This is a genomic window from Nocardia veterana NBRC 100344 (assembly GCF_000308855.1).
Taxonomy (GTDB): Bacteria; Actinomycetota; Actinomycetes; order Mycobacteriales; family Mycobacteriaceae; genus Nocardia; species Nocardia veterana.
In genome coordinates this window covers 1-23,638 of sequence record NZ_BAGM01000198.1, presented here as the reverse complement: position 1 = coordinate 23,638, position 23,638 = coordinate 1, and the positions used below count along the sequence as shown (strand labels likewise).

The 23,638-nt window shown below is 66.3% G+C and carries 6 protein-coding genes; all 6 read left to right on the top strand.

Annotated features, from left to right (window positions below; translation table 11 throughout):
* The first annotated feature begins 285 nt into the window (after window positions 1-285).
* The 6 genes from ON37_RS27360 (at window position 286) to ON37_RS27335 (ending at window position 23,593) form a co-directional block, all read left to right on the top strand.
* Window positions 286-2,805, top strand: coding sequence for a LuxR C-terminal-related transcriptional regulator (locus ON37_RS27360; RefSeq protein WP_040723585.1), 2,520 nt, complete (start codon window positions 286-288; stop codon window positions 2,803-2,805).
* Window positions 2,806-3,125: 320 nt separating this feature from the next.
* A complete protein-coding gene (locus ON37_RS27355; protein ID WP_040723584.1) occupies window positions 3,126-4,535 on the top strand; it encodes a hypothetical protein in 1,410 nt (469 codons plus the stop codon).
* Window positions 4,536-5,578: 1,043 nt separating this feature from the next.
* Window positions 5,579-6,106 (top strand): hypothetical protein, encoded by a 528-nt coding sequence (locus ON37_RS33195; protein ID WP_157171621.1) that lies wholly within the window; start codon window positions 5,579-5,581, stop codon window positions 6,104-6,106.
* A 6-nt stretch (window positions 6,107-6,112) separates the two neighbouring features.
* Entirely contained in the window at window positions 6,113-19,570 is a 13,458-nt protein-coding gene (locus ON37_RS27345; RefSeq protein WP_040723582.1) for a PfkB family carbohydrate kinase, read from the top strand.
* 160 nt (window positions 19,571-19,730) lie between these two features.
* Complete coding sequence (locus tag ON37_RS27340) at window positions 19,731-20,900, top strand: hypothetical protein (RefSeq protein ID WP_157171620.1); 1,170 nt, start codon at window positions 19,731-19,733, stop codon at window positions 20,898-20,900.
* Window positions 20,901-21,040: 140 nt separating this feature from the next.
* The gene (locus ON37_RS27335; RefSeq protein WP_040723580.1) at window positions 21,041-23,593 is read left to right on the top strand and encodes an AAA family ATPase; all 2,553 of its coding nucleotides are present in this window, start codon (window positions 21,041-21,043) and stop codon (window positions 23,591-23,593) included.
* Window positions 23,594-23,638 lie beyond the last annotated feature (45 nt).

Below are 23,638 nucleotides of genomic sequence, written 5' to 3'. Positions count from 1 at the left end.
GTAATCGCAACTCGGCCTGCTGCCACTTCCGTGTCGACAAATGTGCCGGCGGCGACAAATGTGCCCGGCCGAACCCCTTGAGCCCTGCCACGCCGGCCTGCCCGACAACGCCCCGTCCGGCCGGCGTGCACTACATCGCCGGTATCGCTGACAGAACAGCCACCGTAGACACGGGAACAGTGGCATCCTGCACCTCGGTCGGCAACCGCATGTAGCGACGACTATGTGGTTAGGCTGTGCAACGTGTTAGCGCGAGGTCTCTCACATCGCAGTTCCCTTCCGGCAATGCCCGGAAACTTCGTGGGACGAGAACGCGAACTGAACAAAATCGCGATGTCGCTCCTGGCCGGAACTCGGCTGATCACCCTGATCGGATCCGGCGGTATCGGTAAGACGCGGTTGGCGACCGAAGCGTTGCATCGCTACCACAAAGCACGGCGCATCCGGCCGCATTGGGCTCGATTGTCGAGGCTGTCTCCCGGCTCGGACGCGGCCGCCGTCGCGGAGGAACTCGCGCACGCGATCATCGATGGCGACTTCTCGGACAGGTCGACCTGGGACGCTCTGGTCGAAACGCTGACCGATACCGATGGTTCCCGCCGAGTGAGGCAAACGATCCTGGTGGTGGACAACTGCGAACATGTGCTGGCAGGCGCGGGCGAGGTCATTATCAAGCTGCTGGATGCGGTGCCCGGATTGACCGTGCTCGCCACCAGCCGTCAGCGCATCGGCTGGATCGACGAACATTTGGTACCGGTGCCCGCGCTCTCGCACGAGCAAGCGCTGACGCTGTTCTGTTCCCGAGCGGAGTTGACCGGACGTCCGATAGCAGATGAGGACCTCGCGATTGCCGAGTCGATCTGCCGCCGTCTGCACAATCACCCGCTTTTCATCCGTCTGGCGGCGGCCAGGCTGACGCGACAACCGCTCACGATGATCCGGCGCGATCTCACCGGAGAGGACGACGACCGGCGGCTGCAATGGCCGGCCGAGCCACGCGTCGGCGCCGAGGAACGACATTGGCGCATCACCGACGCCATCGCCTGGTCGTTCGATCTGTGCCGGCACAAGGAGCGGCTTCTTCTCGAGCGCCTGTCGGTCTTCGCCTCCGGATGCGATACCGATTCCGAACTGGAGAACCCGATGCCGGGCCGGGAAGCGGGGGCCGACCTCGCCGCGATCAAGGCCGTATGCTGCGATGACGACGGCTCGGTCATCGCTCCCGACGAGATCGAGGAATTACTCGAGCGGCTCGTCGACCGATCACTGGTCACCATCCACCGAACGCCGACCGCCGTCCGATATTCACTGCTGGATAGTCTGCGGCTGTTTGCCCGGCAACGACTGCGCGAGCGTGCCGGCGGCAAGGAATGGGAACGGTTCGCCGCCAGGCATCGACGGTACTACCGGGACATGATCGTCCACGCGGGTGCGGAATGGTTCGGGCCGGATGAACGACACCAGCTGGAGTGGGCGCGTGCGGCATGGGACAACCTGCTCACCGCGATGGACAGCAGTCTCGCCGGATCAGGGGAGGCCGTCGCCGGACTGGAGATCGCGGCGGGCATGATCGCATTGCGGCTGCCGTTCTTCACCGGGACACTGCGCGAGGCCCGCCAATGGGCGTTGCGGGCGTTGGAAGCCACACGCGCACTCGACCGGCAGCCGGTCGAATTGCAAACCACCGCAATGGCACTCATCGCATGGCTCACCATGTGCCAAGGCGTGCCCGGCGAAGCCGCGCGGCTTCTCGACGATTGCGTCGCCACGTGTCTGCCGGACCAGGAGGCCATCGCAGCCTGGCGCGGTGATTCCACTGCCGACCTCGTACTGCCGGCACCCGTCGACTTCGCCCGGGGTACGGAACTGCTTTTCACCGGCGATCCGGCTGCGGTGCCCGTGCTGGCACGCGCGCGCGAACGATTCGACGACATCGGCAACTGCGGCGCTTCGGCGATGAGCGAGTTCTTCCATGCCATGGCCGCCGGACTGCTCGGCACCCGATCGCAGGCATTGCCGATCGCGCGCGGATACCTCGACCGCGCCAACCGATCCGGCGCTGCGTGGACACAGTCCTGTGCGGAGCTGGCCTGGATGATCGCGCTGATCAAGCACGGCGACCCACAGGAAGCCTTGGCCGTGGGGCGCAGCGCATTGGCGAAACAGTTGTCGATCGGAGATCGATGGGGAGCGAGCTGGTCGGTCCATTTCCGGATGTGGGCGTTGGCACGGGTGATCGCCGACACCCGTGCCGCACAGGGTGCCCAGCCCCACTCGACGGTCCGCGCGGCATCGGAGATCGCGACGCTCGCCGGTGGCGTCCGGTCGCTGCGCCGGCAGCTGGGTGTGAACATCGCCAACCTCGGGCCGTTCGCCACCGAAACGGAGCAGGCGATGGCTGCGGCGCGAAACGTGCTCGGGGACAAGGCTTTCGCCACCGCGGAACGTGAAGGATCGATGCTGCGCGCCGAATCCGGTGACGTCGTTCAGCTGGCGCTCGGCACCTTGCCCGTGAACGGTCCATCCCTCGGCCATCCGGCCCAGCGGCGCCAACCCACCCAATGGAGCGAGCTGTCGTCGGCGGAACGGGAGGTGGCCGTCCTCGCCGCGGCGGGCTGGGCGAACACCGCCATCGCGGCCATCCGCGGCAGTTCGTTCAAAACTGTCAACGCGCAAATCGCTTCGATTCTCACCAAGCTGCAGATCGGTTCGCGAAACGAGATCGTAGACTTCGTTCCCGCAGACGCCAGAGAAAAGGTCAACGACGCGGCGACCCGTAGACCGCCGGGACGAAGGCCCCGATAGATCGTCGCCCCATGGGGGAACGAGTTGGTCTGGCTCGTGACAGACGAAGAGTATGCGACCGGCGGCGCGGGTGGTGACGATCAGCTCGATCACATCCAACCCAGGCGCAATACCGGCAGCGCTCCCGTTCGATCCAGCGATGCGAACCACCGCGGACCTTGCCTACGTCGGATGCCGATGCCCCAGAGTTACTTACGTATCTACGCTCGATAAGGCCCGGTCAGGCCATGACCTGGCGGCGTCGTGAGGGAACGCCGCTGCGAGAGCGAACGAGCACCGGTGCACAACAACTCGTAGCGTGCGGGGAGCGGGAGTGCTGAATGACCAAGGCAGTTGGCGACGATCACGCCGACCTGACCGATCGGATCGTGCACGGTCTGCGTGAACTCGCCCCAGTCGGCTGGCAACGGTTGGATGCCTCGTTCGCGGTGACCGTTGCGGCGGACTCCGCCCTTCTGACGGCGGACTGCGGGGCCGGGCCGGTACGGTTCCAGGCATCGGAGGCGCTTCGCGATGCGGTGCACCGGCACCGGGTGCTGTCGGCGGATTCGGGTGATGGGCCGTGGTGGCGGCTGCTGGTGCGCATCGACGCCGACGGCGCCGAGGTCGTCGCCGATCGCGGCGCCGAGCCGTTTCCCGGTGAGCAACTGTTCGCACCGGAAGCCTATCTCGCTGACCTGGAACACTATCCGCGGCAACGAATACCGGTGTGGCTGGCGGCCTATATCGGGCGCGGCGTACCGCAATCCAGACCCCCGCGCTATGCGACGGAACGATCCTTGGTGGATGAGCGCACCGGCGTGCACCCGGTCGCGGTGACCGACGAATTGCCGGATCTTTCGACGTTATGGGCCCGCTGGGCCGTCTTGTCGGCGGCGTTCGTGGCGGCCGGATCCCAGCACGGCCCCCGAGTTGTCCCCTCGGTGGGCATGTTCGAAAGCGCCGCACGCTGTGGGGCGATCCTGACCTTGCTGCCCGGCGACCGAGCGGTGCTCTCAGGCGGTGTGTGGAACGCGCCGGAATTGGACGCTGCCTACAATTCCGGCGCACCCATGCCGAACTTCTTTGCGGGAGCGCCGGATTGGGTGGCGGATCCGGTCCTCGACCCACGTGTGGCGGTCGGGCTGTTGTCGTTCTGCTATTGGTGGGACAACGGGCAGTGGTATCGAGGCGAGTCGGCGCCGATGTCGGATTGCGCACCGGCGATGCCCGCGATATGGACTGCCGACACGGTGACGGCTGTCATAGGTGAACTGTCCGGCGAGCAGGACGATGCGGCCCGCATCGCAGCTGATCGGCTGGTGACGGCCGCCCAGTGCGGATCGGTGACTCGCGGGGTCGTGGCGAAGGCTCTCGGTGAGAACGCCGATATCGCCGGTGCGCTGTACCAATTCATGGTCGCGGGCTTGCTCGCCGAACAAACGGGCCGGGTCGGCGAGATGGAAGCGATCGATCGCGTTCGCGATCACATTCGTCAACGCGGTTACGACACAACGGATTACCCGCTGTCGGGGCTGCGGGCCGACCGTATCGATGTGGGCTGGCTGGTGCGTTCGCCAGTGCCCCCGGGCGTGATCGCGGTGGATCGTGCCGTCTTCTATGTCGCCGATGACGGTGTCGTGGAGCGCTCCACCTCGTCGGTGCCGCTGTCGGAGTTCACCGCAGGTTTCGCGCGGCGGTACCGGTCTCGCCAGGGCGGCCGCGTCAGCCGGAACCGGGCGGTGCCGTGAACGATCGACTCCAGCTCGACCCCGACACCCTCCGTCGCGAGGGTGCACAGGTGGCCGAGCTCGGCGACCGCATGGACAGCACCTACGCGGCACTGCGCGACTGCCTCACCCACTCCTATGGGTGTTGGGGGGACGACGATTTGGGCGTTGCGTTCGCCGAGGACTTCACACCGCACGCCGATCAGCTGCTGGCCGGCCTGGGAGTGATGCGGGACAACCTGCACAGCACAGCGAACGCGATCATCGATGCGGCACACCAATTCGAGGCCCACGACCACGACCATGCCGCGGCTGTGGGTCGTGCCGTCGAGGCAGATCCAGGAGGCGGTCACCAGAGTCGCCCCGCGGCCGATCATGGCGCGGAGGTCCGTCCGCACACAGCCGAGGAGCCCCTTCGAGCGGCCGAACGACGGACCTCGGCAGGGCGGTCCGGTCCCGCCGACCGCGCCCGTCTCCCTGCACGTCCCCGGTCCGGCGACCAGGCCGACCCGCCGAAACCGAATCCTGATGGCGGACAATCCACGCCGTGGAGTGGATCCGAACCGCGGGAGGATGCACGGTCTTCCGGCGGTGGTCAGGATCGTCCGGATGTCTCGGCGCCACAGGCGGATCGCCGTGGGCCCCGACCGCCGACGGGTGTTCCCGGACGCGACGGGCCCCCAACGCCGACTTCGTCCGGCACCCCGAAAGCATCTGGCGCGCCGCTGAATTCGGCGAACGCATCCGATGCGCCTCGCGTGACAGTGCCGCCCGAGCGCGGCGGCCGGCCCTCGACCGGCGCCGGAGACAGGGCGACTCCGTGGAACAGGCAGTCATCCGGGACGCCCGGCGAGAACAGCGCCGAGCAGTCGCGTCAGCCGGGCCCGCGGCCGGGTCCCACGCCGCCGAAGCGCAACCCCGAGCGACCGGGCGGACGCGACCGACCCGAGACCCCGAAGCCGGGCGTACTGGAGTTGCTGGCGCGCGACCTGGCTCGGCGGCACGGCGTCGGCGTAGCCGGGTTCGGCCAACCAGGTCTACGGATCCCGGCAGTACGGGAATTCGTGTCCACCGTAGATCGCGTACTCACCGACTACCCGATGATCGTGCTGAGAGTCGTGCGGATTGCCGACCTCGGCGACGACCCGGCGAAGGTCCGATGGAGTGCCCGAACCGACGACGACCCGGATGTCGATGCGGGACCGTCGATCACACTCGATCAGGGCGCGGCAAGCGCACCCGACCACGCTGGAGAGCCGCAGGGGACCCGGGTCCGGTCGGCGACGTTGCGTGAGTTCGGCCGAGCGCTGAATGCCGCCGGTGGCAGTGTCGCGTCGAAGACGGCCCAGAAGGTCTTGATCGGAGAGTTCCTGCGTTCGGAATCGTGGCGGCTCCGTTCGCTCGGTGAAGTTGTGCGTGGTTATCGGCAGTGGCGTGCGGAGTTGACCGGTGGCCCGGCCGATGCTCCTTTCGATGCCGAGCAGGCCCTCGGCGCCGCCTTCGCCGATGTGGTGCTGCACGGGAATGCGGCGGGTGCGCAGGCCAAAGCGTTGCATGCGGTACTGGTCGGTGCTTGTTCGTCTCGGGTGTAGCCGCTGATGGGCGAATCGGTGTCGTCGAATCCGCTGGTTCAGCTGCGGGAGTTGTTCGACAGTTTGCCCTCCGGCCTGCGGCAGCTGGTCGAGATGGCGGTGTTCGCTGGGGAGCTGCCGCGCCAGGACGTGTCGCGGATGCGGTCGATGGCTGCGGACCTGCGGGCCGGGGCGGCATCGCTGGATTTTCACGCAGCGGACCTGGCCAGGATATCGGCGCAGCTGGATTCGGTAGGCGCGTTCGGCGACGGTGTACGCGAGGCGTTGCGCACGCACAGGCAAGGGGCGGGCACGCTGCGGGACGACGCACTGTTCATGGCCGACCAGGTGGATGCCGCGGCCAACGATGCGGAGAAGACGCTGTGCGTGATGTACGCCTTCGGTATCGCATTGGTCTGGCGGATCGCACGGACTCTGGCGGCCGCCGCCGTGGCGGGGCCGGGCGGGCAACTGGCCGCGGCGCCGGCGGTGGAATCGACGCTGGCCGAGGGCCGAGCCGAGTTCATCGGGATGCGTGCGGCCTTGAAACAGGCTTACGAGCGGATCGCGACGGCATTGAAACAGGCTTACCGCCAGGTCGGGACGGAAACGGCGATCCGGCGGGCGGCCGTGTGGGCGCCGCGATTGGCGGTCGGTTTGGGCAAGGCAGCAGCCCTTCCGGTGGCCGTCGATGCGGGCGTGCAAGGGTGGCAGGTGCTGCGGGGATACCGGGACCCGGTCGCGATCGGCCCGAACGGTGAGAACCCGAGAGGAATCGATACCGAATCGCTGTGGGCGGCGGGTGCGTCGGGTGTGGGTGGCGCCCTCGGCGGAATGTTCGCGGGCCGGTTAATACCGAAACTGACGGCCCAGTTCGCGCCGACGATCGGTAATCGGTTGCAGCGCAGCCTGGTGCTGCAGGGACTGGTCAACGGGGGAGTGGGCGCCGGGACGGGCCTCCTGGCGGCGACCGTGGTGACGGGATGGCCGCAGAACTTCGGCCAAGTGCTGGCACCCTTGCTCAACGGCGGGTTCGCCGGAGCCGTTCATGCCCACCCCGCGGCCCATTCGGGACCGGGCGCGCGGGTCGACGGTGGCGGCCCTTTCACCCGGCCCGATCGGGTCGGTACCGGCCACGCCCTGGACCGGAACAACAGCGCGGTCCGGGAGTCGGCGACCGCGCCGGTCCAGAAATCACCGGAAGCGAAGCGTGTCCAGGACAATGCGAAGGCCGAGTGGCGGGAAACACCCGGGGCAGCGGCCGCGGAGAGCGAGCGTATCCCGACGCCCACGCCCGGATCGAAGACCGAGTCCACCGCGCCCCAAGGATCCCGGTCCGATGACTCACCGCCGACCGCACACCGTGAGGCAAGTCGTCGTGATCCGGCCGAGCGGGGCCAGTCCGCACAGGCATCGCCTCGGCCCGAAAAGCCGGCCCCGGTCGAGGCCCTGCCACGGAACCAACCGGCGCCCAGCACGCACACGGTAACGCCGCGACCGATCGAGGCCGGTCGGGAAACCGCTCCGCCGCCGAGGATTTCGGCGAGTGGACCGGCCGGCAGAGAGCTCGAAACGATCGCTGCCCCGGGCGATCATCGAACAGCGGGGAACGAAGCGCATGGCTGGCCGGGAAAACAGCGCAACCTCACCGTCGAATCTCACCGGGAGACATCGGCCGGCGCACACCCTGCGGTGGCATCCGGCGGCACGCACACATCAGTTGGCACTGCTGATCATGGATCGCTGAACGGTGAGCAGGGACGCACCGGGAAGCCTGTCGGCGCGGACTCGACTGCAGTGTCGACTGCTGGGCGGCTATCGGCCGGAACCGTCGAGCAGGTCTCGCCGAACGAAGATGCTGCAGCAGCACATGGTTCGGCGAGCGAGCAGCCGGTGACCGAAGCGGGCACCCGACCCGCGGAGGGCGACGATCCCAGCACTGCGGATCGCGACTCGGATGAGCGCATCGACGAACCGCAAGCGCAGTCGAATGCGAATATCGCTGCGGCAGACGAGTATCGGGCGAGTGTACTTGCCGAAACCGGCACGCGTCTCGAATCGGCCCGCGATCACCTCACGAAGACCCGGGAGCAGTGGGAGAAGAGCCGCACGGCCTTTCACGGTGAGGTGGCCAATCATGAAGCCCGGGTGCGTGGTGAGCTCGGCAAGAGCATCGAGGCAGTGCAGGGGCGGGTCACCGCAGCGCGGAAAGCATGGCAGGACAGCCGAAACGAATACGACAAGGAGTCACACAGTAGCGAACCTCGGGAGGAGCATCTCGAACGGCTGCGTTCGGACATCGACGAGCGGATAAGCCGGCTGCGCGAAGAGATGGTCGAGCGTGCGGCGCTACTGCGTGCGGCGCCCGGCGATCATCGTGCTGAACTCGAGGCGGCCAGATCCGAATACGGTGGCTTCGAGCGCGAGGCGCGTGAGTTCAGGGAATCGGAATTCCGCGCCGGTCGACCATCTTTGACGGACCGGATAACACGCTGGTTCGGTCGTGAGCACACAGGTGCGGCGGAGGATGCCGCCTTCGAGTCGGCGGTTTCGAAGCGAGAGAGGGAACTGCGCGAGTGGCTGGATGCTCGGGAGTCCGAGGCGCAGGCGCAGTTGCTGGGGGAATTGAAAGAGAAGCTGGACGCCTGTACCGCGGAGTACACGGAAGCCCAGGAGGAGTTTCGGCCGGTCGGATTGGACGTGCTCAACGATCGCCTTGCCGTGCTGAACGAGGTCGGCCGGGCGGACATGGATGCCCTCGACGCGGGGCTGCTGGATCGGGACAGGGCATTCGCGGCGGTGTCGACCAAACAGAAGGAGGCGCTCTCGGCGTTTCTGGAGGCCGCCAACGCCTATGACGCCGAAGCCTGGCGGTCGGATGAGGTGGTGCAGCGAATCCCCGACTCGAAGGTCTTGGACAGTCTGAACGATGGCACACCTGCGGAGCGTTTCGCCGCTGCCAGGGAATACATCCGCCGGGCCGATTCGGAGGGACGGGATCTGCGCGATACCCAACTGCAGGCTATCGCGTCGCGCTGGTCCAACCTCAGGACAGGGGAGGGCAAGGGGCTGGTGACGGTCGTCAAGGCGTGGCTGACGGCCAGAGAATCGGGCCGCGTGTACGTGACGACCAGTGGTGACAATCAGGTCAAGGATCTGATCGATGAATTCGGGAAATTCCAGCGGTCGGAGATCGGCGGCCCCCGGGTGCAGGTGGATCGGATGTCGACCGAGGGCGGATTGCCGGTGCCGGAGGAGGGCGTGGGCCACATCGTTGTCGGCACGATGCGTGACTTGAAAGAGGCTGTGCTGCATGAGGAGTCGAGGATGTTGAATCGTCTCGGCGATGCTGGTGCGACGCCGGAGGAGGTTGCCGCGTTGCGGGGCTGGTTCAACGAGGAGCGGCCGAACATCGATGAGATGGCGAAGATATTCGATGAGGCCGCGGCACGGCACAACCTGGACGATCGGTTCGACCCGTTCCCGGATGGGAAGCATATCGCCGACGAATTCGACACCCTGGCTGACGGCGAGGAATCCGTCTTGGTGCCGGGCGGCAACGAGGAAGCGCCGCCGGAGGAGGTCGAGTTGCTGCAGCGAGTCACCGACCGGTTCCGGGCGGCCACCGCCCTGCCCGCCGATCCCTTGACGGCCGCGGATTTCGGCAAACCGGAGCACACCCGGGGATTCTGGCGGGTGCAGGTCGACGCTGCGGTCATCGAGAAACTCAACCGGGTGGAAGGGCCGCCGATCACCGCCTCCGACCATGCGCTCATCGAGAGGTACGGCCAGCGGGCGCTGGCCGAGTGGGGGCCTCGGCGTAACAGCGACTGGATCAAGGGCCACGGCGACACTGCCGAGGAGCCGTACAAGACCAAGACATTGGCGTCGGAGACGACCGACAAGGTGATGGCCGACTCGAAAAAGAAGTCCGAGACCCGATACCAGGGCGTTCAGCAGTTCCTCGACTTGGATGCCGGTGTGCCGGTCAAGGCGAACCTGCCGGAGGGTGCGCTGCACGTGTCGGACGCTCAGCTGATCGGCACCCGGCGTCTGCAGGACACCGAGGGGCATTCGGGAACTGGGAAAGTGGTCGAGAAAGAACTCTTCGAGCGCGGCATCATCAAGGGCCCGGTCACGGAGATCGACCCCTATTACAAGTCGCAGGTGAAGCACCTGCAGGATCTGAACTTCGATACGGCGCACGACAAACTGCAGCACCTGGCGCGCAGCATTCTGCGGGACGCGAAGATCGAGCTGGTCGACCGGAAGGGCAATGTGCTGGCCGGCGAGGACGGCACGGTGCTGATCGACGACGACGGCCATGTGCTCGACAGGAACGGCCACCTGGTCGACCACGACGGCAACGTAATCGACCGGGACGGCACCATTCTGGTCGACAGGGACGGCAACGTGCTGGTCGACAAGGACGGCCGGATGGTCGACAAGGCCGGAAACGTGTTGGTCGACGAGGACGGCACGGCGCTCGTCGACAGGAATGGCCATCTGGTCGACGGGGACGGCAACCTGGTCGACAGGGCCGGCCATGTGCTGGTCGACAGGGACGGCAATGTGCTGGTCGACAGGGCCGGCCGGGTTGTCGGCACCGATGGCCGACCGGTCGAAACGGACGGCTGTGTAGCCGGCGTCCGAATGGCCGGACGTGATCAGGTTGTCGGCAGTTTCGACAACAGGAATCTTCGCGGGGACGATATCCGGATCGACAAGGATGGCAACCAGATCGAGTTGTCCGGCTGGACGGACAAGGAAGGCCACGACCATACGAAAGGCGTGGTCGACTGGGTCGACCAGCTGACCGATCAGCAGGTGCGCGCCATCGTGGCGTGCGACGCCAGACTGACCATCTCCGAAGAATTCGAAAGTGCCGGAGTCAAGCTGAAATACGACGTCCTGGACGCGCGTTTCGATGACGATCACGGCTGCGGTGATGAGGCCGAACGCGTGGGTAAGGCCATCGTGGACGATTTCGGCAACAGGAACCGGCACGAGGCGAAACTCGTCTTCGTCAACAAGAGCCGCATGCGCGGAACCGACTACAAGACGATCGAGCGAGCTATCGCCCAAGGCGGTCTGTCCGGCAAGTTCGTCGGCGGTGCCGGGTACGGAGAGCGAGCGGTCATCCAAGGCGACGGCCGAATCGGGCGCGGCGGCAAAGGCCCCCGTGAAGCCGGCGGCACCCCGGGCACTGTGCAGCACTGGTATTCGCCGGAGGACTATTGGGCCCCTGTCGCTGACCATGGAGTCGTCAGGCAGGTCATCCACTTCCAGGAAGCGGTCGAGACGCATCGGCATGCCGCGACCGCATACCGGGAGGAACCCACACCCGAACGGCGAGCGGCGCTCAGGGAGGCGAACCATGACCTGAAGCAGGCCATACGCGACCTGCGTCGGGACGCTTCGCCGACGATGCAACGAGTTGTCGACGAGCGCCTCCTCTCGGGAGCACGCACCCGAACCCATCAAGCGAACGCACCTCCGACGACGTCGCCGAACGAGCGCAACGATGAGCTCGGCCGACAAGAGCCGCTCAGCCGAAGCGGTGGCCATCCCCCACTCGGGTTGGTCGATCGGGCGAGGCTCCCGCTCCCACCCGCGGCGGCGCTGAGGCAGCGACTCGACGCGTCCGCCCCCGGGGCAGCGGAGTATTACGCACTCGGCGACGAGCAGGCGCTCGGTGAGCTCACATCTCGACGTGATCGGCTGGCCGAGGCGGTCGGCTGGAAACCCGCCGAGATCGAGGGAGCGGAAGGTCTGCGGCTTGTCGGTGCCGCCACCACCATCGCCCAGCACGAGCTGGCCCAAGCCCTGGGTGTTGCCGATTCCGATGTCACCGTAGCGAAGGCCCAGGAGGTGCTGGGCAAGGCCGCCGCGCGGCAACCGGCCGGCTACGACATGCATCTCACTACCGGCACGAATGCCGGCATCACAGACCGGGCTCACGCCGGCCCGTCGGTGGCCGGGGAACTCCCGGTCGACACCGCTGTCGCCGACAACCAGGTCGCCGAGAACCCCGTCCCCGAGGACACCGTCGTCAAGAACACCGCCGAGAAGACGGTCGCCGATAAGACGGTAGCCGCGGCGTCGCGCTATCTTGCCAACGCGGCGCTGCTCGACCTGGTGATCCACATATTTCGACACAGCAGGAACAGATGCGTCAACAACGGCGTGACCGCCATGCGGGTGTTGTGCCCGAAGAACGCGGACCGCTTTACGATGCCGCCCGGCGAAATTCCGTTGCGGGGGCATAACTGGGCCACCATCAAATCGTCGTTCCGCAACGGTTCGCATAACCTATCCAGGTCGCTGGAGCAGGCCGTGGAACCTCTGAAACGGCGCCCGGGTGGCATTCAGGTCCTGGTCTACAAGTGGAAGAACTCTGCCGAACAGGACAGCGACCTGGCCGATAGCCACCTGGTGCTACTGGTCAACGACAGTGAACGCGACGACGAACCGAACCTGGTGGTGGTGGACCTCGAGGCGTCCCGGGACAGCACGCCCGACCGTGCCGTCGGCCCCGGAGACCTCACAGACGCCCGGGCGCTGCTGGACAAGGCCGTCGAATTCGGGCTCTGGCAGCGTGAACAGCAGAAGTTCATCAACAATCTCTCCGAGCGCGGCTTCTGGACCATCGATTTCGACCGGCACGGCGATCTCGCTCCGGACTCGGCCGATCAGGACACCACCCGACAGAAGACGCACGTACCCCCGCAACTGGTCCGAGAAATCGACGACGCCGGCGAATCGGTGCAGGCGGACGAACCGCGGGTGCTCGCCGGCGTCGGCAGCCGCCCAATGGATGACGGCGACGCCGTCGCCGAACGGGCACGGCACAGCGATCCGGTAGCCGAGTACTTCGGCTCACCAGCTGTCCGGCGCTATGACAACGACTACGGGTTGGAGCGCGAAGTCGGCGAGGACGGCAGGCCGCTGCCGCCGGAGGGAATTTTCGCTTCGGTCGACAAGCACGGCATCCTCCGTATGCAGGTGAGGGCGAGTGCGCGCACACCCCGCGGTTTTGCGATGGTTGCGCAAATGGAGGCCGAGATCGGTCATCTCGTCACCGGGATCCAGGATTACTGGACAGATGCCTACGACGGTCTGACCACAAATATCGACAGATTCAACGCTTTGCTCCGCGAGCATCCGGATATGACGCCGGAGGAAGCCGCCGGTCGCACCTTCACAGGGCGTATGGCCGCCCGTCGCGGGTTCACCGACATTCGCTGTGACCACCTCGACGGCGTCCGGGGCTACCACCACAACGTCATCGTGACCTTCACCCGACCCGAGGCGTCCCGGCACGGCGACCGACCTACTCGGACCTCCTCCGAACCGGCTGGGACACAGCCCCATCGAACGAACGAGCCCGAAGCTCCTGCCCCAGGAAGCGTGGCAGCGGTCATTGCGGGTGAGGGTCCCGGAATGCCGGCAGCGGCCAAAGCGCACGAGATCGTGACGGCCTTCGGGGAAGAGAAACAGAAGCAGGTACCGCTATTCGGCTCGATGTTCGAGCGACTGCTGGGGAAAGACAGTCTCCAATCCGTGAAAGCCGTGCGCAAACTCATCGATGATCCCGAAATCGTCAGGTGGCTCGACCTGCTCGTTGCACGCCGCGACCCTGACGTTTCGGAGACGATGCCCGACCGAGGTGCTGCGCGGGATTCACCAGCCGATGGGTCGTCGCGCCCCGGTGCCTTCGACCTCGTGCGGGACGACGGGGGCGAACGGCCGGTACCCGATAGTTCGAAACTTCCACTGATCGGCGACCTGCTCGATATCAGTCCGGACGAAACTGACGATTTGGTATTGACGGCCGTCCTGAAGGGCTTGGAGGGCAAATACGGTCCCTATTACCTGTTTGGGTTAGAAGCGTGGTATGTCAAGGATGCGCGAGGCATTCGATGGATCGAGATGAACGCGCGAATCGCAGGTCCGGGCGGACGCGATATCGGCTCCGTCGCTCGGCAATTCTACCGCGACGAACAAGGCAGACTGGTCGCGCTCCACGAATGGCTCAAACTGTCCGAAAAGGCTTACCGGCGCCGCGGATTCGGCAAAGCCTTCACGGAGGCGATGGAGTCTTATTATCGCCGGTCCGGTGTAGATCGTGTCCGCGTGCACGTCCTCGGCGAAGACGGTGGATTGGTATGGGCGCTGGCAGGTTTCGGCTGGGACCCCGAATGCCTTCCGGATACCCTCGAGATGATCACCGCAAGAATCGCCCAACTTCAATCACGGGTGTCGGAAAAAGATGCCGAATTACTCGGCAGGTACCTCAGGAGTTTCGAAGGGGCGCCGCGTCCGGTCGAGACATATCCGACACCGTATGAACTCGCCACGATGAAAGGCGAAGACCCTGATCTGGGCGCAAAGCTGATGAGGGGATCCTCTTGGTGGGGAGTGAAGTTCTTGTCGTCGAGCACTCCGGCGGAGTGGGCGTCGAAGACCGGCGGTGAGCAAACGGACGGGCAGTCCACCGGTGCCCGCCCCCGCAACGACGCCGAGACAACGCACCCGACAACCGAACCGGGGCAGGCGAATGCGGCGACGCCTCCGGAAGCGGCCGCGCCGAAGCATGAGCCGTCGCCGACCCCGTGGAGTACCGGGTCCGCAGTGGGGGACGATCCACCGTCTATGACTGCCCCGGCAGAGGATGCGGGCGCCGCTCGGCCGGCGGAGACGCATTCGGGACGGCCGGAACCGACGCGGACCGCGATGCCGTTCGATGAGCCGGGCACGCGGGACGAGACGGCCGGTCCAGGTTCGGCGACGGTGCAGGAGAACATCCCCGCACGCCCGGATGTGCTGCCCGACAACGGAATCGGGGTCGGGCCCTCGGACGATCACGCCCGTGCGGCGTTGACGGACCTGCACGAGCTCCTAGGCGATTCGTCGCTCGGGGCCACCGCGGCAGCGGTTTTCTCGCTGGTACGACTCGGTATGACTCACAGTGAGATTGCGACGACGCTCGATCTGTCCGAGCGCGATGTGCGGGCGCACCTGGCGGGTATCCGCCGCAAGCTCGGAAATCGACGGGCACGGCTGGTCGCCGCGCCGCGTGCTGCCGAGCCGCACATGACACCGGAATTCGGACTCTTCCGAGCCGCGATGTACAAAGCCCTGATCGGCGCCGAGCCACCGGATCCGCGGCAACTGATCGCCGAGGCGAGCCCGGCGCGTCTGGAACATCTTGTACAGCACTATGATTCGAGTTCCCGGGCAGCGCAGAACCCGGTCCGAGGAGGAGCGCGCAGTCGAGTGGCCGCTACCATGGCACTGCTGGCCGCACGCCGCGTAGTGAGCGCGCTTGCCGATGACCACTACCGGCTGCAGGCATCCCTGGCCACCGCGCTGGCCGAGGCCACTCCGACAGAATTGCGGACAGCGCTCGACGAACTCAGCGCCGCCGACCGCCAACTCCTTAACCAGAGATTCGGGCCGACGCCCTCACCTGCCACCTTCGATCCCGAAGGCTCCGTGCGTGACATACGCGCGGTCGATATCATCCGGCAGGTCGCGACGCGGATCTCCTCCGGGGCGACAGTGCCCGCCGACAGTGAGAACAGTTCGGCCACAAGCATATTCCAACGCGAACAGCTCGGTGCGGAGCACGATCTTCCGGCCGCGGTGCAGCAGGTGAATTCCGCGGCCACCCAGACGTATTCGACCAACGAATGCCTGGACGCGATCACGGAATGGGTGGATCGCAAAGACGCGGCACAGGCGAACATGGTCCCGGCGCATGAATGGCGCTCGCTACCCGTGGATCACGGTTTCGATGACGAACAGCAGCGGCTGGCGGACGGCGCATTGCGCGCCGGCGGCCTCGACAGCGCGGACAAGCTGCGGCGCCGGGAACAGCGCCCCTCGATGCAGGACGCACAACACCATTCGAACGAAATCGGCCGATGGTGGGACTCACTGAGCGACCCCGCCGAACCCGGCGGGCTGAGCAAGGCCCAACGAGCGCTCATCCAGGTTTATCCACAGCAGATCGGTAACGCCGACGGCCTTCCCGCCGTGATTCGTGATCACGCCAACCGGCTCGCGATCCGACGCGAGCTGGACGAGTTCGTCGCGCGCAAGCCGGTCGGCGTGGGAATGCTCGCCTGGCTCCGGACCGAACTCACCGCCGCCGAGCGGAAACAGTTCAGCAACCTGGTCCATGTCCGAAATCACCTGCGGCAGATGGACATGCAGGCCACCGAGGTGCCGGGTAGTCCGCCGGTGCACCTGCTGTCCTACGACTCCACGGCATTCCACGGCAACGGCAAGGTCGTCGCCGCGCTCGGCAATGTGGACACCGCTCATACGGTGAACTGGCATGTGCCCGGGACGAATACGGCATCCACCTCGCTGGCCTATCAGTTCAAGCCGCTACGGAACCTGTATGAGGAGACCCTGCGCGTCGAGCCGTCGCTCGAGCTGGCATCGATCATCTGGATCGGATACGCCGCGCCGACCGGGCCCCTGAATACCGGGTACGCGAAGGCCGCGTTCCGGCGTCGCGCACGCGTCGGCGGAATCCGGTTGCGCTGTGATATCGCGGCATTTCACGCCACCCGGCGTCGCACCGGAACCGCCGACCGGAGTCAGCTCGTGAACCGGCTCTACGGATTCAGCTATGGATCGACCACTACATGCTATGCCGGTCGCGACGGCAGACTCGCCGGTCTTGTCCATTCGGTGATCCTCGCGGGGTCGCCGGGAACGGGCCCGCTCCGGCACGCCGCAGAGTTCGGCATCGGAGCGGACAATGTCTATATCTTCGGGTCGTGGCGTGACACGGTATCCACGCTCGGAGCGGGCGAGACCGGAGTGCAGCGCCTTTTCTACCCGGTGGTCGGTCTCGGCATGGATCCCGCCCGGAAGACATTCGGCGCCGTGCGCCTACCTGCCGAGTTCTCCGACTCATTGGTCTCCACCGGGATGGTGCACAGGGGCTATCTGGATCGTGATCCCGCGACCGGGCAGGCCAACGAATCTCTCACCAGCGCCGCCCATATCACCGCCGGACGGGGCGCCACCCTTGCTCGGGCGGGTCACCGTCGAGCCGGCCGCTGGGTGGTCGCACGACCCATCGACCCCGAGCGCGGTCGATACGCCAACGGAAACAACGACTCCGCGGTCGGGCGATTTGCCGTTCGCACCGGTGATACCGAGGCGGACGAGGGCGGCGGGCGGCCGCGGGGCTCGGTCGGCAGTGGGCCTGAGGAATCGGCCGCGGAGCCGTCTGCACCGGGTTCCGGATCGAACTTCCCGAGTGGCGGGACCACCCCTCCGGCAGAGGTTTTGCGACCCACACCGTGGAGCGAGCTTGGCGGGCAGGGAGATCGAGCAGGTGCTGTGGCTTCGGAACCCGAGGTGCTCATCGGCAGGACTGAGGAACCGGTCGCGGGCTCGTCCGCACGAGGTTCCGATGTGCCGCTACTCCCGGCCTCGGGTACCGACGAACCAGGTGCCGCCCGACCGGCCGATGTCGACGATGCTGAGGCGCCCGGCGGCGTGCCTGCCACACACTCACCGGAAGGTGAAGGAGTAGAGCCGACGCGGTCGTCGACGCCGTGGTCTTCGAGGGAAACGGACGCCGGCTCGGCATCCGAGGGTTCCGGCGTCCGACCGGCAGCCTCGGCTGGGGCCCACCGAGCGGTACCGCGGCGGCCGGAACCGAGCGGCGCCCACGATGCCGAGGACGCCCATTCCCAGCGCACAGTGGCTGCTGCACGGCTGCGAGCCGTGGCGGCGCGGCTGGGGATCGCGTCGTCGGAGCCTGGCGCTGCTGCGTTGGAGGCCCTACGCGCACGGGCCGGTCGGGCCCGAGAGTCCCTGGCCGGCCTGCTGGGGATCGCGCCGTCGGATCTCGCGGTGCCACAGCATCTCCAGCAGCCGGTCGAACGACTGCAGGACCATCTGCGCTCGCTCGACGACGCGGGATGGTCGCAGCTGGCCCGGGTCGACCCGGCCGCGCTGCGATCGTGGCTCGTCGAGGCGAGCCGCCTGCAGAGCGACACGCAGATCGCGACCGCCCGCGCCATCGAGGGTGATCGAACCCTGGCCGATGCGGTGCCCGGTCGGCGGTCCGCCGAGGCCGCACGACTCGTCGATCCGACCGGCGTCCGGGAATCGACTGCTCAGCAGGCCGGCGGCGACCCCTTGGCCGAGTTGAAGCGATTGACCACAGTAGCCGGTGCCGAGGCCGCACGCCTGGCCGCAGCGATCGTCGAATACCTCGAGACGTCCTCGGCAGTGGACACTATGACGGAATTGCTGAACCGGGACACCGATCCGCGGTCGTATCTCGAGGCCAATGGTTTACTCGAACCTTCCCGGTCTGCGGCGGGGGATATCGAGGCCGGCGGTATCACCGCTTCCGATGACACGGAACGCAAGCCGGGCGACGGGGCCGAGGCACCGCCCGGAGCCGAATCCGACAGTGCGCCACCGGGTCACGAGGCAGATCCCGACAACGATCGTCCGGAAAACCATCGAGCAGATACCACCGGATTGCTGGGGAGCCCACGCGTTGTCGTATTCGGCCCCGCCGTGATCGATGTGGTCGTCGAGCACGACGAACTTCCGGCCGCGGGGGAGTACCGTCGAGTTCGATCGTTTCGCGAAGTAGTGGGTGGCAAGGCTCTCAACCAGGCGGTCGCGGCTGCGAGACTCGGTGCGAGGGTGGCCATGGTCTCCGCTATCGGTAGCGATGGCCACGAGATTCGACAGACCTTGCGTCGTGAGGGAATCGGCGACGCCGGGGTGCGGATCGAGAACGATGTCACGAGTGAGAAGGTCGCGTGTCTCGTCGGCCCGGACGGCGAGCCGTCGTTCGTCTTCCACGCTCCCCCCGAGCTGGATCTGACCGGCGACGACGTGGGATCGAACATCGCGGCGATCGAAAACGCCGATTTCGTCCTGCTGACCCCCCGTCTGCCCTACTCCGTCGTCGCTCGAACCGCCTCCGTTGCTCGCCGACTCGGTGTGACGGTAGTCCTGCAACCTCCGCTGCCGCGCGAGCCTTCTGCTCTCGACGCGGTGCGGATGGCGGACGTCCTGGTGCCGAACGAGACGGAGGCGCGAGCATTGCTGTCCGCCGCATCGATCGATGCCGACACGACTCCGGGGGAGGAGCTGCCCGAGCGCCTGTTCGAACTTCTGGGTGTCCCGACCATCATCGTCACTCTCGGCGCGGCAGGATGCGTAGTGCACCATCAGGGGCGCACCGAGCTGTTCCGGGCACATCCGACCCGAGTGGTGGACACCACCGGTGCGAGCGACGCGTTCACCGCCGCGCTTGCGATGGGTCTGAACGCCGGCCTACCCGTCGACCATGCGGTGCGGATCGGTCTGTCGGCGGCCGCGCACACGGTCGCCCAGATCGGCGGCAGCGAGTCGATGCCGTACGTCCATCAGGTCGATCTCGCACTGCCGGGCGGGCCGCCGGACGACACGTTGTTCCACCAGTGAGCCGCGAGCCGCAGATCAGGCCACCGGCCAAGGCAACGCATCTCGATAACGCCATTACCTATCGGTGCCCGATGCCGGCGCCATACCTATGCGGCGATACTCGGGCCGGCCTGCGCCGTGGGTGTGTGGGCTGGTGTGAGACGGAGGGTAACGCCACCCGATGGTTGTGGAGATGCGGGCGATGAAGCGGCGGCGGAGCGTGCTGGTGAAACTGCTGCTCGGACTAGCGACGGTGGTACTGCTGGCCGGGGGCGGCGTGACCGCGTCGGGCGTGTTCGGCCTGTTCTCGGACCCGGACGCGGTGCCGACCTGTAACCATCGCCCGATGGCAACCGACGACGTATGCCACGTCCTGCGCGGTGGCGCGACCGTCGACACCTACACCTACGACGAGAAGATCAAGCGTCAGCACGAGACCAAAGACAACGCGGTTCGCACCATCACCATCGGTGCGACCATCATGATCCTCGCTGGTGCCGCCGCATCGGCTGTCGAGTTGGTATCCAGGCGGTCGCGTTCGGCGACGACGGTGGGCCCGATCGTGCAGGCGGCCTCGGCTCCGCCGGTCCCACCGACCGCCTCGGGCCCAGCGGATGCACCGAGTACTTCGGCTCCTTCGGTCCCCGCACCGGGTAGTTCTTCGCCACTCCCGTCCGCCTCGAGGGAGGCGGCGAGCACGGCATCGGACCAGGCAGCGCCGTCGCCGACCAGTGGTGGTGACGGAACGAAATCGATTGTCGCGCGGCACAAGACACTGATTGTCGGTGCTGTGGCGGCCGTGGCCGGTGCACTGATCGTGGCCGTGCTGTTGATGCCTGCCATTCGACGAGACGACACGGCCCACGGCGCAAGCGCGGCCGCTCGGTCCTTCTCACCGGCCCCGACCGCACAGGCGGGCTACGGCGATTTGCACAACTCGATCGAGGCCGTACTCGTAGACGCGCTGCCACCGCCTCTCCGGCAGAAGACACACTGTTTCACCGAGCCGCTCCCTCTGGAGACGCCGGCCCTCGTCAGCGGATACTGCCTACTCGACCGTGATACATCGGTGCTGTCGGGTGTCGTAGACAATCCGGAGGGGGCCCGGATGATCAAGGTGGCAGTGATAGCGATACCGCAGGACTATCGCGACGCACGGAAAAGGTCCGCAGGCGATGCAGTAATCCGCGACGACCCCCCGCACGCCTTCGCCACATACGGTGCGAAAGTCGACGGCGGTGGCCTGAACACGCTCAACTACCTCAATATGGACAGCGGAGCACTTATTGTGGTGTCGGAAATCCCGGACCGGCAGGCCGCCGAGACATTCATGCGCCGCACCGGGCTCTGACGCCGCCGCTGAGCGACAATGAAGCTGCAGCGGGATGATACGCCCGCCATCGGTACTCCGGCGAGGTCGGCGACCGTGTTTATCGGATCGTTTCCACCGAGACGGGATGCGCGGAAAGCGATCGCCGTACTGTCGACCTCATGCCGACGCGCCACGACAAACCGTTCGACCCGGTGAGCTCCGCGAGTGGCTTCGTGGGCCGCGAGGACGAGATGGATACCATCATCACCTTGCTGTCGCGACATCGGCGCCTGATCACGTTGTTGGGGCCGGGAGGGATCGGAAAGACAAGGCTGGCAGCGGAATCCATCGAGCGTCTGCGGCGCACCCGCCAGCTGTCGGCGGCCTGGGTGCGGCTGGACCGACTGGATCGAGGCTGCGGAGTCACCGCAGTCGAAGAAGAAGCCGCGCGATCGGTGCTCACCACCGACTACTCCGGACGATCGGCGCGGCACGCGCTGATCGAAAACCTGACCGGTCCCGGTGGTCGCGAACGTCCCACGATACTGGTGATGGACAACTGCGAGCACATCCTCGCCGAGGCGGCGCAGGTGATCGCGGATCTGCTCGACGCGGTGCCCCGGCTGAGCATCGTGGCGACCAGCCGCGAGCCTATCGGCTGGATCGACGAACAGATGGTCGCGGTTCCCCCGCTGTCACGCCGCGAGGCCGTGTCGCTGTTCCGGCAGCGCGCCGAGATGACCGGTCATCCCGTGACGAGCTCCAAGCAAATCGCAATGGCGGCTCAAATCTGTGCACACATGGGCAACAACCCGCTCTATGTCCGACTCGCCGCCGGGCGATTGATCCAGCAGCCCCTGGCGAGGATTCTCGAACAGGCAAGTGCTGCGGACGAGCGGCGACTCGCCTTGTCCCACCGCGCGACTCTCGGGGTCGAGGCACGTCACCATGCCATCAACGACGTCATCGCCTGGTCCTACGACCTTTGTACCGATGCCGAGCGCCTTCTGTTCGATCGAATGTCTGTCTTCGCCGCCGGCCACGACAGCAATCCCCAAGATGCCGATACGGCCAAACCGGAGGTGGGGGCCGATCTGGAAGCGATCCGGGAAATCTGCGCCGACCCCGATGCCGGGCCGATCGAGGACGGGAAACTGCCGCGCGACCGAATCGAGGGATTGCTCGATCGGCTGGCCGATCGTTCCCTGATATCGCGCCACCTGACCGTGACCACGGTTCGATACTCGCTATTGGAGAACCTTCGTGTGTTCGCCCACCAGCGACTCGTCGAACGCTCGACCGATTCAGTGGACGAGCCGGCCCGGCTGGCCGAACGCCATCTCCACTATTATCGGAACAAAGTCATATTCGCCGAGAAAAACTACTTCGGCCCGGCCGAGCGAGATCTTTCGGATTGGGCGCGCGCGTCGTGGAGCAACATCCGAGCCGCATTCGAGCGAAGCATGACGACACCCGGAAAATCCGTAGTCGGGCTCGAGATGTGTGTCGGCTTGCTGACGCTACGGCAACCGTTCTTCGGGGAATCGTCCTGGGAGATCCGGCAATGGACCGAGCGCGCACTCACCGCGTCCCGATCGCACTCGCCGCAACCTACCCGGCTGCAGATCTCGGCGCTGGCACTGCTGGTCTGGAGAACACTGTCGCTGGGGCGAATCGAAGACGCGGAACAGATGCTGGATGACTGCATCGAGCTGTGTCTGCCCGATGCGGGCACTCGGCGTAATTGGCGAGAGTCTCCGGATATCGACCTCGGACTGCCCGCCGCCGCCGAACTTGCCTGGGGCATCGAGCTGCTGATGGCACGCCACGACCCCGCCGCTATCACCGTCCTGCTGCGCGCCCGGGAGAAATTCGATCGGCTCGGTGCCCATGGACCCTCCGAGATGAGCGAGGTGTGGGCCGCTCTCTCAGCGGCCGTGCTGGGAACGGCCGCGCAGGCCCACGAGGTCTCCATCCGATACCTGCAGCGCGCCACGTCATCCGGCGGATCGTGGCTGCTGTCGTGGGCTCAGCTGGCCCGGTCGCTTGCTCTCACCAAATATGGCGATCCCACCGAAGCGATGCGGTTGCAGCGCATAGCGCTGCACCATCAAGTGGAGACCCGCGACCACTGGGGAGGCCTCTGGGCGGTCGAGTTCCGGGCCTGGTCACTGGCGCAAATGATCCAGAGCATGCTTTCGCAAGGAAATGCAGATCGACGCCGGCTGACAGCCCTGGCCGTCGAAACCGCCCACATTCTCGGCGGTACCCGCACGATGCGAAGCAAAATGGGTGTCGATATCAACCGGCTGGGCCCGTTCGGTACCGAGGCGGCTCGTGCCACCGAAATCGCACGAAAGGTGTTGGGGGAAAAGCAATTCGATGCCGCAGAAGCGCAGGGCGCAGCCCTCCGGCCCGAATACGACGAGGTCTATAAATTGGCGTTGGGCACACTGTCCCAGGTGGATACCCGGCGACCTGCCGCCCCGGCTGCACACGCATCGGCCTGGAGTACTCTGACCGCCGCTGAACGAGAGGTCGCCCTGCTTGCCGCCGCCGGCGGAACCAACTCCGAGATTGCTGCCCGACGCGGCAAATCCCGTCGCACCGTCGACGCGCAGATGAGTGCGATCTTTCAGAAGCTGCAGATCTCCGATCGCAACGAAATCGCGGACTTCGTACCGAAGGACGAATTGCAGGCAGCTCAGGCCAGGCGCCGAACACATCGATAGCCCGCCATATTTCGAGGGGGATCGACAGACGCTCCCGTTAGACCG

Excerpts from the sequence above, each read along its gene's own strand:
- ON37_RS27345 (WP_040723582.1), top strand. The coding sequence starts at position 6,113 with ATGGGCGAATCGGTGTCGTCGAATCCGCTGGTTCAGCTGCGGGAGTTG.
- ON37_RS27340 (WP_157171620.1), top strand. The coding sequence starts at position 19,731 with ATGGTTGTGGAGATGCGGGCGATGAAGCGGCGGCGGAGCGTGCTGGTG.
- ON37_RS27335 (WP_040723580.1), top strand. The coding sequence starts at position 21,041 with ATGCCGACGCGCCACGACAAACCGTTCGACCCGGTGAGCTCCGCGAGT.
- ON37_RS27360 (WP_040723585.1), top strand. The coding sequence starts at position 286 with ATGCCCGGAAACTTCGTGGGACGAGAACGCGAACTGAACAAAATCGCG.
- ON37_RS27355 (WP_040723584.1), top strand. The coding sequence starts at position 3,126 with ATGACCAAGGCAGTTGGCGACGATCACGCCGACCTGACCGATCGGATC.